9 protein-coding genes are annotated in these 11095 nt (G+C 37.1%); 1 reads left to right on the forward strand and 8 read right to left on the reverse strand.

Annotation, left to right across the window (positions count from 1 at the left end):
* Positions 1–17 precede the first annotated feature (17 nt).
* Entirely contained in the window at positions 18–725 is a 708-nt protein-coding gene (locus BST93_RS13705) for a DUF4369 domain-containing protein (protein ID WP_105019601.1), read from the forward strand.
* Here the strand turns inward: BST93_RS13705 and BST93_RS13710 are convergent.
* The 8 genes from BST93_RS13710 to BST93_RS13745 all read right to left on the reverse strand — a co-directional run.
* Positions 720–986: a hypothetical protein gene (locus BST93_RS13710; RefSeq protein ID WP_042277359.1), complete on the reverse strand. Its 267-nt coding sequence runs from the start codon at positions 984–986 to the stop codon at positions 720–722. The genes BST93_RS13705 and BST93_RS13710 overlap by 6 nt on opposite strands.
* A 39-nt stretch (positions 987–1025) precedes the next feature.
* The gene (locus BST93_RS13715; protein WP_105019602.1) at positions 1026–2003 is read right to left on the reverse strand and encodes a type I phosphomannose isomerase catalytic subunit; all 978 of its coding nucleotides are present in this window, start codon (positions 2001–2003) and stop codon (positions 1026–1028) included.
* Positions 2003–2413, reverse strand: coding sequence for a 6-pyruvoyl trahydropterin synthase family protein (locus BST93_RS13720; protein WP_042277355.1), 411 nt, complete (start codon positions 2411–2413; stop codon positions 2003–2005). The genes BST93_RS13715 and BST93_RS13720 overlap by 1 nt, the downstream gene beginning before the upstream one ends.
* Entirely contained in the window at positions 2410–2919 is a 510-nt protein-coding gene (idi, locus tag BST93_RS13725; protein ID WP_105019603.1) for an isopentenyl-diphosphate Delta-isomerase, read from the reverse strand. The genes BST93_RS13720 and idi overlap by 4 nt, the downstream gene beginning before the upstream one ends.
* A 98-nt stretch (positions 2920–3017) precedes the next feature.
* Complete coding sequence (locus BST93_RS13730) at positions 3018–4034, reverse strand: LacI family DNA-binding transcriptional regulator (RefSeq protein WP_105019604.1); 1017 nt, start codon at positions 4032–4034, stop codon at positions 3018–3020.
* Positions 4035–4227: 193 nt separating this feature from the next.
* On the reverse strand, positions 4228–6207 hold the full coding sequence (locus BST93_RS13735) for an OmpA family protein (RefSeq protein ID WP_105019605.1): 1980 nt from the start codon (positions 6205–6207) through the stop codon (positions 4228–4230).
* Positions 6208–6225: 18 nt separating this feature from the next.
* Positions 6226–7161: a PorP/SprF family type IX secretion system membrane protein gene (locus BST93_RS13740; protein ID WP_105019606.1), complete on the reverse strand. Its 936-nt coding sequence runs from the start codon at positions 7159–7161 to the stop codon at positions 6226–6228.
* A gap of 62 nt (positions 7162–7223) precedes the next feature.
* Positions 7224–11095: T9SS type B sorting domain-containing protein (locus tag BST93_RS13745; RefSeq protein ID WP_181072651.1), on the reverse strand; the 3872-nt coding region annotated here is incomplete at its 5' end.

Genomic DNA, 11095 nt, shown 5'->3' on the forward strand with positions numbered 1-11095 from the left:
CACCTCAAATTTTTGAAATGAAAAATCTCATCATCTTAATTCTTTTATTGGCTGGAATCACGGCTTGTTCTGATTCAAAAGGCACTCTTACCGTTAATGGAAATATTAAGGGGCTAAAACAAGGAACCGTATATCTTCAAAAATTAGTAGATACAACCATCGTCAACGTTGATAGTATAAAAATAGATGGTGAGCCTGTATTTAAATTAACGACTCAACTAGAAAATCCAGAAATTTTATATCTATATCTAGATATTAAAGATGGCGTTAAATATGATGACCGTATACAATTTTTTGCCGAGGATACGATTATCAAAATAGAAACTGACCTAGAGAAGTTTGAAGATAATGCTCAAATCACTGGTTCAAAGAATCAAGATATTTTAAATATTTATGAGACGAACAAAAAGCCTTTAAACCAGGTCTATACTAAGTTAGTACAACGCAGTATGCAATTGAATGCAATGGAAGACGTTTCTCAGGAAAAAATTGATTCACTTACAACTGCTTACGATAAATACCTGCGTAAAAAAGTCCTATATGCGATTAACTATGCTCAATTGCACAAAGATTACGAAGTATCTCCATATATCCTTGTAAAAGATGCTTTTGATGCAAAGGCAGAACTACTGGATAGCGCTTATCAAATGATGCCAAAAAAAATTCAGACAAGTCGTTATGGAAAACAACTGTCTGAATTAATTAAAACTAATAAAGAATTATAGAGCGTTTATACGATCAGCTAATTGGTTAGCTTCGTTTTGTAAATCAACTCTTACTTGTTTTAAATGACTTGCTCTATTTTCTACGCTGCGGTCGTTAACACGTGCGATAAGAGCGTCAAAAGTTTTTATACTATCGTCTATAATTTCTTCAGATTTTTTATGATCAGATTCTGGATGCGCTCCTTGATGGATAATTGCCGCATCAATGATATCGCCTAGTACATAGTTGATATCTTGCTTTAAGTGTCTTATGCTTGCCATAATTGTGAATTTATGGCAAAAATAACCTATTTATTAATCTTATGATATAGAAACCTGTAGCACTTTTGCACCTGCGGTTGAATGCAAATCAACAGCTACTAGGCTCGCTGGCAATAAAACGGTTTCTACTGGTTTTAAGGTTACATTTTCATCATCTACCTCAATATCGATAATTGTATTACCTACATTCATAAGCACTACAAAAGATTCGAGCTGTGCTGGGTTTATCTGGTAGTGATCATCAAAACTCACATAGTCTGTTTTAAAGTATCTATTTATCGCAAGATTTTGACTACCAGTTTTTAAGGGATCATAATTAATATGGTGACCTTTAACTCTGTTATAGTCAGCAACATCAATGGTATCCTGAATATGTAATTCTCTGGTATTACCTTCATCATCCTTGCGGTCAAAATCATAGACCCGATAGGTAACATCACTACTTTGTTGAATTTCAGCAAGGGTTATTCCACCACCTATAGCATGAATTAATCCAGGCTTGATAAAGAATGCATCGCCTGTTTTAACTTGCTGTTTATTTAATAAATCTAATAAGGATTTTTCTTGTATCGCTTTCGCGAAAGCGCCCTTATCACAATCCTCATTAAAACCCATAATTAATCGGGCACCTTCATCGGCATGCATGATATACCACATCTCAGTTTTACCAAAACTATTATGTTTCTTTTGCGCTACACTATCATCAGGATGCACTTGTATGGACAAATCTTGTGCTGCGTCTATATATTTTATAAGCAAAGGAAACTGATTTCCAAATCTGTTTACACTAGTAGCTCCTAACAGTTGTAAGGGATATTGTTCAATCAATTCAGTGAGCGATTGCCCCTTATAATCACCATTCGTAATAATAGATTCATCATCGGGCACAACACTAATTTCCCAACTTTCTCCTAATTGGTTAATCGGTGGATTGATTTTTTTGAGTGTATTTAATTGATCTCCACCCCAAATTTTGGACTTAAAAATAGGTTTAAACTGTAGCGGATATAGTTTCATTAATCACCTGAATATACAACAAAGTTACGAGGTGTCTCGTATAATTTAATACTCAAATCGTATTTAGGATCTAATTTAGGTTTTATTTTTTGATAAATGACATAGGCAATATGTTCTGCCGTAGGAATTAAGGTTTTAAATTCAGGAACTTCTTCATTGAGATTTTTGTGGTCAAATGCATCTTCTACTTGTTCTTTGATGATATCTTTAAGTATTTTCAAATCAATCAAATAACCAGTTTCTGGATCAACTTCACCTGTCACACCTACTTCTAATTCGTAATTGTGACCGTGAAAATGGGGATTGCTACATTTCCCAAATATTGATTCGTTTTGTTCACTAGACCAATCTGGTCTAAACAGTCTATGTGCTGCATTAAAATGCGCTTTACGATATGCTGTTAATCTCATGAGATGAATTTGTAATATTTATCAAAAATAATTTTGAACCAAGCTGTATACTCATGTGGATTTTCATCCATATGAGTTTTAATTTCTTGAGCTGTCATCCATTTATAAGCTGCCACTTCATCTGGATTAATTACAGGCTCGTTATTGTAGTAACCTATCATCACGTGATCTAATTCGTGTTCTGTAAGGCCATTATCAAACGGAGCTATATATATGAAATTGAAAAGCTCTTTAAGCTCTGTAGAAAATCCCATTTCCTCTTGTAATCTTCTTTTACCTGCCTCAATATTAGTCTCACCATCTCGTTGATGACTACAACATGTGTTAGTCCATAAGCCTGGTGAATGATACTTGTGTAATGCTCGTTGCTGCAACATAATTTGTTGCTTATCATTTACCACAAATACGGAAAACGCACGATGCAATAATGCTTTTTCATGGGCCTCAATTTTTTCCATAAGGCCTACTTTTTCATCGTTTTCATTTACCAGTATGACTTGCTCCATTTATAAAATTTTGTTTCAAATTTACAAAAGAAGTTTAATCAACCTCTTAGTAATTTGTTAAGAGAATTGATGATAAATCACTGATTGAATATCCCGATCTAGGACTTTTTTAGAGTAGTTCCTCTATGATCAATGGTAAAATCTACTGTAGTTGTAGAAACTGGTTTTTTCTTGTTCCCAGTTAAACGATCAACTAGCATATCTACCGCAACGGCACCTATTTCCTCACCGTGTTGAGTAACTGTAGATAGAACAGGATCCGACAAATATGAAAATTCCTCGCTAGAGAAACCTACAATTGATACGTCTTTAGGAATGTTATAATTGAGTCTATTAAGAGCACTTACCGCTACTAATCCCGATTTATTATCAATACATAGGACTCCATCAACATCGGGATGTACTTCACACATATTTTTTATGTATCCTCTTACATCTTTTGCATTGTCAACATTGATAATGATAGGTTCTTGATTAGTATTACTTGATTTTTCTAGAGCGGTTTTATATCCTAAAACCCTAAGTTTTGCAACGCTTAAATCTCCTAAAGTATTTATAAGTATTATCTTCTTACGACCTTCTTCAATAAACATATTGACAGCGTTGAAGGTCGACATAAAGTCGTCTATTACTACCTTATCACATTCAATCGATTGTGAGGTCCTATCAAACATTACTATAGGAACATCTTGTCTAAGTAAATCTTTCAGGTGGTTTAAATCATCTTTGGCCTGAGTCTCTTGTGAAATTGAGAGTATAAATCCATCAACACTACCATTTGACAATAAGTTTATCGAGTCATTTTCTTTTGTAAAGGACTCATTTGAGATACATGTAATAATATTATACCCCAATTTATTTGCCTGTTGCTCAATCCCGTATAAGGTGTTTGCAAAGAAAGGGTTTAAAATATCTGGAATGATTACACCTAAGGTTTTAGTTTGTCTATTTTTTAAACTAAGTGCTAGTGTATTTGGGCGATAATTTAATTCTTTTGCGATTTCTTTCACTCTTTTAATAGTATCCTGACTAATTTCTGGACTATCCTTTAATGCCTTAGAAACAGTAGATACTGAAACACCTAGAGTGTTAGCCAAATCTTTAAGTGTAATCATGATTTACCTTTTGTATTTCACAAATATAATGAACAAGCAACTAGCACTTAAAAAGCCATAGTCAAACCTTAATTATTAATAACATTTTCTTTTAAACCTTTACAATGGCCCAACAAAGCAATAGGAATAATAAATTTAAAAAATGTATTTCTAATAATTAGATATGAGCTATGGCTTCAGTCTTTTTTTACGATTATTTACTCACTACAATAAACTCAGACCTTCTGTTAAGTTGGTGTTGCTCCTCGGTACAATCAACACCATTTGAACATTCGTTAACCAATTGAAATTCTCCGTAACCTTGCGCTGTCAATCTATCTGCTTTGATTCCTTTCATTATTAAATAAGCCCTAGTAGACTTAGCTCTGCGGTCACTTAATTTCATATTATATAAATCCGGCGCACGGCTATCTGTATGGGATCTAATATCTACTTTAACAGTAGGAAATGCCTTCATAAATTGTAACACCTTTTGCAGTTCAACTTCTGCATCAGGTCTTATATTAGATTTATCAAAGTCAAAATATATCATAGGTATATCGAGCACGCTAGCTAGATCATCACCGATTTGAAGGTTCTTAATCTTATCATCAATAGACCTTTTTAATGATATAGGTAAATCTATGGTAGCAATAACATCTGGCGTTGTTGTTACTGCATCGGCAGGAGCGTACTCTTCTTTGGATGCTTGGATGGAATATGTTGATTCACATAGCACTGTAAAGGAATAGGCTGCGTCCTTTTTAACAATTACTCGTTCTACCTCGTTATTATCTACATCTAAAAGAACAACGGTTGCTCCTGGGATTAATTCTCCCGTTTCTTCATCTGTTACTACTCCTACTATTTCGTCCTTACAAGCTAAAGGCTTGTTTTGCCTTAAACTATATATATCATCAAGACCTTGTCCTGATTTTCTATTTGAACTAAAGTAACCCGTCATAGTGCTATCCTTAATGACAAATGAAAAGTCATCGTAAGAACTATTAATAGGTTTTCCTACATTGGTGATTTTTAACTTTTCGCCATCATGAGCTTCTGCAAGTGAAGTCACAAAAACATCTAATCCTCCTAATCCCATGTGACCTGTAGATGAAAAATAAAGGTCCTCTTTTTCTGAAATAAATGGGAATAACTCCTTCCCTATTGTATTTACAGCAGCAAGATTCATAGGCTCTGATAAAGTGCCTGTCGAATCTATTTCAACATACCAGATATCTGAACTACTCTTTCCATCCAAACCTAGTACACTTCCAGGTCTATCGCTAGAGAAATACAACCTAGATTCTTCTTCATTTAAAGCTGGGTGAGCTGTTGACCACTCGTCGCTATTGATTGCTAGTTCTTCTATATTTCCCCATCCGTCTTCTGTTTTACTAGCTCTAAATATTTTCAACTTATTTATTTCATCTTTACTTTTCTTATACTTTTTATTGAAATAATTATTGCTGGTGTAATAGATCGTTTGACCGTCTTTCGTGAATACTGCATTACTTTCATGAAATTTAGTATTCAACTTTTGATCGCCATTTCCAAATTTTCTAGGATTAACAAGTTCTAAACTTGCACTATCAATTTGAGCAACATATAAATCTAAAAACTGTCGTTCACTCCATTTATGACGTCTGTTAATCATAGAAGCAGAATCCTTTGAACTTGCATATACCACTTCATTACTCCCATTAAGATAAGCGGTTCCAAATTCTTGAGACTCACTATTTATCTCTAAATTTTTAATGGTATATCTCCATGATTGAAGTTCAATCATCTCAAGATAATTTTTATCGTTTACAAAAATTTCAGTAAAAGAATCAGCTCCCTTAATTTTTTGATATTCTACTAATAACGCATCAGCCTTATCGTAATCCTTTACCGCTTTTAAACTTTGAACATATCTAAAATAGTATTCACTTTCTATTGCGCCATCGTTATTCTCAAATAGTTTTGTATACCATTTGTGTGAATTTGAATAGTCGTTATTGAAGTAATAAGTATCTCCTAGTTTTTTATAGACATTACTTGTCCCGTAACCGTCCTCCACCATATTTAAATACATTTGTTGTGCATCAATAAAAGCATACTCATCATATACTTTATCTGGCTCTATTACATTTCTATCTTGAGCGAGAGATATCGTGGAAACTAATCCTAGTATAACAATTAAATATTTCATTTTAACTTTTTAATTTTATTAAAAGAATCTTGGTGTGATAATTCTATCGTAGCTGTTGAACAATTCAAATCGCAAGAATAATTCATAACTACCGTCGTTGTATATCGCATTACCTAATTCTGTAGTCTCGCGATCATAGGCAAATCCTATCATCATTTGATCACTTATTTGAAATCCTACTAATCCAGTAACAGCAGCACTCCACCTATAGGCCGCTCCTACTGTGAACTTCTCGTTGAATAAGAAATTTGCCGTTAGGTCAACCTGTAAAGGTGCTCCTTGTACCATCTTTACTAGTCCAGCTGGCTTGAACTTAATGTTATCATTTAAATCAAAAACATATCCCACGGTTCCAAATAAGTGTATACGCTCCTCTGCTATAAACGTGGCTGAACTCGTGTCGTTATCTTCATCAAAATGATCCGTCTGTAATAAATTAGGCGAACTCAATCCTACGTAAAACCTCTCCGTATGATAATACAGTCCTAATCCTACAGTAGGTGACAATCTATTGTCTACATTCTCACTCAATCTAGGATCTCCTGGATCAAAAATATTTAGCTTATTAAAATCAACATTTAACACGTGGATTCCTCCCTTAAGTCCAAAGCTTAATCTTGCCTCGTCTCCTACGGGAATCGTATAACTAAAATCTGCCGCTACATAGGTCTCATCAGCTGGTCCTATTTCGTCATTCACAACACTCAAACCTAACCCTACTCTACTATTGGCAATAGGAGTATGAAACGACAAAGTTTGTGTGCGTGGTGCTCCATCCAATCCAACCCATTGACTACGATGTAATCCAACTATACTCGCTACACCGCGATTACCAGCATAGGCCGGATTTATAACTATCGGATTATACATATACTGACTGTACTGTGGATCCTGTTGAGCTGTTAACGCTTTCGCGAAAGCGAAAAAAACAAAGACAACTATTAATTTTTTCATGCTTGTATTCTTAATAATTAATCTAGACTTAGACTTCCATCTAAGCCTAGATTTATTTCATTTTATCTGATGTATAAATAACCGGCCAATTTCTGAGTTTTTCCAAAATCATCTATATATTCTACTACATAGAAGTATGTACCAGTCGGTAATTTCTCACCTTGCTCGACGGTAACTCGTCCTTCTGAAACACCTTCAAACCTACGAGTTTCATTATCGTAATTCTCAGTATTATAAACCTCAATACCCCATCTATTATAGATATGAACTGTATTCTCAAAATTCTCAATACCTTCTAATATGAAATAATCATTTCTACCATCCTCATTAGGCGTAACTGCATTCCATACTCTTATTCGACGTGGATCTGAATCTAGATAATCTGGAATTCCATCACCATCGATATCACTAGTATCTCCTGTGTTTGGATTACCATCTCCATCTGGATTTGGCCCTTCATCCATAGTATCAATTCCATCGCCATCATCGTCTGTATCTAGGTAGTCTGGTATGCCATCTCCATCAGAGTCTTGATCGGTAGGATCATTATCACCATCGTAGTCTTCAAAAATCGTATCTACACCATCTCCATCATCATCGGTATCAAAAACATCTGGAACACCATCTCCATCTGTATCACCTCTTGTAAGTTCCACTCCATTTGGAACATTATCCATATCACAATCTGCATCTAACCATTCTTGAGAAGGTGTTGTTGATTGATCATCTAGATTAACACTACATGGATCTTGTGGATCTGTAGGATCTCCACCGTTTGGAGGGAATAATTCATCAATATTGGATACGCCATCTCCATCACAATCTAAGACATCCCATGCTCCTGATGCCAGACTTACGTCTTGTGATATTGAGTCATAATCACATGGATCTTGAGTATCAGTCCCGTCTATTAATTCCTGTCCGTTAGTTACTCCATCACCATCACAATCTAACATAGCCCATTCATCACTTGGAGCTATTGTCTGACTAGTGGTAAGATAATCACAAGGATCATTTAGATCAGTACCGTCTGCGATCTCATCACCATTAGTAACTCCATCACCGTCACAATCTGCATCTAGAAAATCGCCTCCTTGAGTTAAAGTAATACTTCCTACTATTAGATCACAAGGATCAATTGGATCAGTCCCATCGATTATTTCATCACCGTTAGTAACACCATCACCATCACAGTCTAGCGCATTCCAAACTGATGTTACTATTGTTAAATCTTGGCTGTTCACATCATAATTACAAGGATCTTGTGGGTCGGTTCCATCATTTAATTCGGTACCGTTTGAAACACCGTCACCATCACAATCAGCACCTTGCCACCCTGGAGAAGTAACAGACACATCCTGTTGTGATGCATCGTAATCACATGGGTCATTAGGATCTGTTCCTGATGTTAATTCGTCTCCATTAGTCACTCCATCACCATCACAGTCTGCTGACAAATAGTCTCCTGATTGAGCTACCGTAATACTTCCAACATTTAAATCACACGGATCGTTTGGATCAGTTCCGTCTGCTATCTCATCAGCATCGGTTACTCCATCTCCATCACAATCTACTGTGCTGGTTACTGCTACTGTTATTTGTGACACGTTGTAATCACACGGATCGTTAGGGTTAGTTCCATCTGGTGTACTTGGATCTCCATCTGGACCATTGATCTCATCAGCATCCGTTACTCCATCTCCATCACAATCAACTGTGCTGGTCACTGGAACTGTAATACTACCTTGATCATAATCACAAGCATCGTTTGGATCGGTTCCGTCTGCAATCTCATCAGCATCTGTCACTCCATCTCCATCACAGTCTACTGTGCTGGTTACTGATACTGTAATATCTGCAACATTATAACTACATGCATCGTTTGGATCGGTTCCTGCGGCTATCTCATCAGCGTCAGTTACTCCATCTCCGTCACAATCTACACCACTTGTTACTGCTAAAGTCACACTTGCTGGATCATAACTACACGCATCGTTTGGATCGGTTCCGTCTGCTATCTCATCAGCATCGGTTACTCCATCGCCATCACAATCTACTGTGCTTGTTACTGCTACTGTTATTTGTGACAAGTTGTAATCACATGGATCGTTAGGGTTAGTACCATCTGGTGTACCTGGATCTCCATCTGGACCATTGATCTCATCAGCATCGATTACTCCATCTCCATCACAGTCTACTGTGCTGGTTACTGGTACAGTTACGCTACTTTCGTTATAACTACAAGCATCGTTTGGATCGGTTCCGTCTGCAATCTCATCAGCATCTATCACACCATCTCCATCACAGTCTACTGTGCTCGTTACTGCTACAGTAATATCTACAACATTGTAACTACACGCATCGTTCGGATCGGTTCCTGCGGCTATCTCATCAGCGTCAGTTACTCCATCTCCGTCACAATCTACACCACTTGTTACTGCTAAAGTCACACTTGCTGGATCATAACTACACGCATCGTTTGGATCGGTTCCGTCTGCTATCTCATCAGCATCGGTTACTCCATCGCCATCACAATCTACTGTGCTTGTTACTGCTATTGTTATTTGTGACACGTTGTAATCACATGGATCGTTAGGGTTAGTACCATCTGGTGTACCTGGATCTCCATCTGGACCATTGATCTCATCAGCATCGATTACTCCATCTCCATCACAATCTACTGTGCTGGTTACTGGTACAGTTACGCTACTTACGTTATAACTACAAGCATCGTTTGGATCGGTTCCGTCTGCAATCTCATCGGCATCTATCACGCCATCTCCATCACAGTCTACTGTGCTAGTAACTGATACCGTAATATCTGCAACATTGTAGCTACATGCATCGTTTGGATCGGTTCCTGCTGCTATCTCATCAGCATCCGTTACTCCATCTCCGTCACAATCTACACCACTTGTTACTGATACTGTTACACTTGCTGGATCATAACTACACGCATCGTTTGGATCGGTTCCATCTGCTATCTCATCAGCATCGGTCACTCCATCTCCATCACAATCTACTGTGCTCGTTACTGATACTGTTATCTGTGACACGTTGTAATCACATGGATCGTTAGGGTTAGTACCATCTGGTGTACCTGGATCTCCATCTGGACCATTGATCTCATCAGCATCGATTACTCCATCTCCATCACAATCTACTGTGCTGGTTACTGGTACAGTTACGCTACTTACGTTATAACTACAAGCATCGTTTGGATCGGTTCCGTCTGCTATCTCATCAGCATCTATCACTCCATCGCCATCACAATCTACTGTGCTCGTTACTGCTACTGTTACATCTGCAACATTGTAACTACATGCATCGTTTGGATCGGTTCCGTTTGCTATCTCATCAGCATCGGTTACTCCATCTTCATCACAATCTACCATACTCGTTACTGCTAACGTAACACTTGATGGATCATAACTACATGGATCGTTTGGATCGGTTCCATCTGCTATCTCATCAGCATCGGTCACTCCATCTCCATCACAATCTACTGTGCTCGTTACTGATACTGTTACATCTGCAACATTGTAACTACATGCATCGTTTGGATCGGTTCCGTTTGCTATCTCATCAGCATCGGTTACTCCATCTCCATCACAATCTACCATACTCGTTACTGCTAACGTAACACTTGATGGATCATAACTACATGGATCGTTTGGATCGGTTCCATCTGCTGTATTTGGATCTCCATCTGGACCATTAATCTCATCAGCATCCGTTACTCCATCTCCATCACAGTCTACTGTGCTGGTTACTGATACTGTAATATCTGCAACATTATAACTACATGCATCGTTTGGATCCGTTCCGTTTGCTATCTCATCAGCATCCGTTACTCCGTCTCCATCACAATCTACCATACTCGTTACTGCTAACGTAACACTTGCTGGATCATAACTACACGCATCGTTCGGAT

This window comes from Nonlabens tegetincola, assembly GCF_002954355.1.
GTDB classification, from domain to species: Bacteria; Bacteroidota; Bacteroidia; order Flavobacteriales; family Flavobacteriaceae; genus Nonlabens; species Nonlabens tegetincola.

Bases quoted from the DNA above. Each gene is read 5' to 3' on its own strand.
- BST93_RS13705 (WP_105019601.1), top strand. From the start codon at position 18: ATGAAAAATCTCATCATCTTAATTCTTTTATTGGCTGGAATCACGGCT.
- BST93_RS13710 (WP_042277359.1), bottom strand. From the start codon at position 986: ATGGCAAGCATAAGACACTTAAAGCAAGATATCAACTATGTACTAGGC.
- BST93_RS13715 (WP_105019602.1), bottom strand. From the start codon at position 2,003: ATGAAACTATATCCGCTACAGTTTAAACCTATTTTTAAGTCCAAAATT.
- BST93_RS13720 (WP_042277355.1), bottom strand. From the start codon at position 2,413: ATGAGATTAACAGCATATCGTAAAGCGCATTTTAATGCAGCACATAGA.
- idi (WP_105019603.1), bottom strand. From the start codon at position 2,919: ATGGAGCAAGTCATACTGGTAAATGAAAACGATGAAAAAGTAGGCCTT.
- BST93_RS13730 (WP_105019604.1), bottom strand. From the start codon at position 4,034: ATGATTACACTTAAAGATTTGGCTAACACTCTAGGTGTTTCAGTATCT.
- BST93_RS13735 (WP_105019605.1), bottom strand. From the start codon at position 6,207: ATGAAATATTTAATTGTTATACTAGGATTAGTTTCCACGATATCTCTC.
- BST93_RS13740 (WP_105019606.1), bottom strand. From the start codon at position 7,161: ATGAAAAAATTAATAGTTGTCTTTGTTTTTTTCGCTTTCGCGAAAGCG.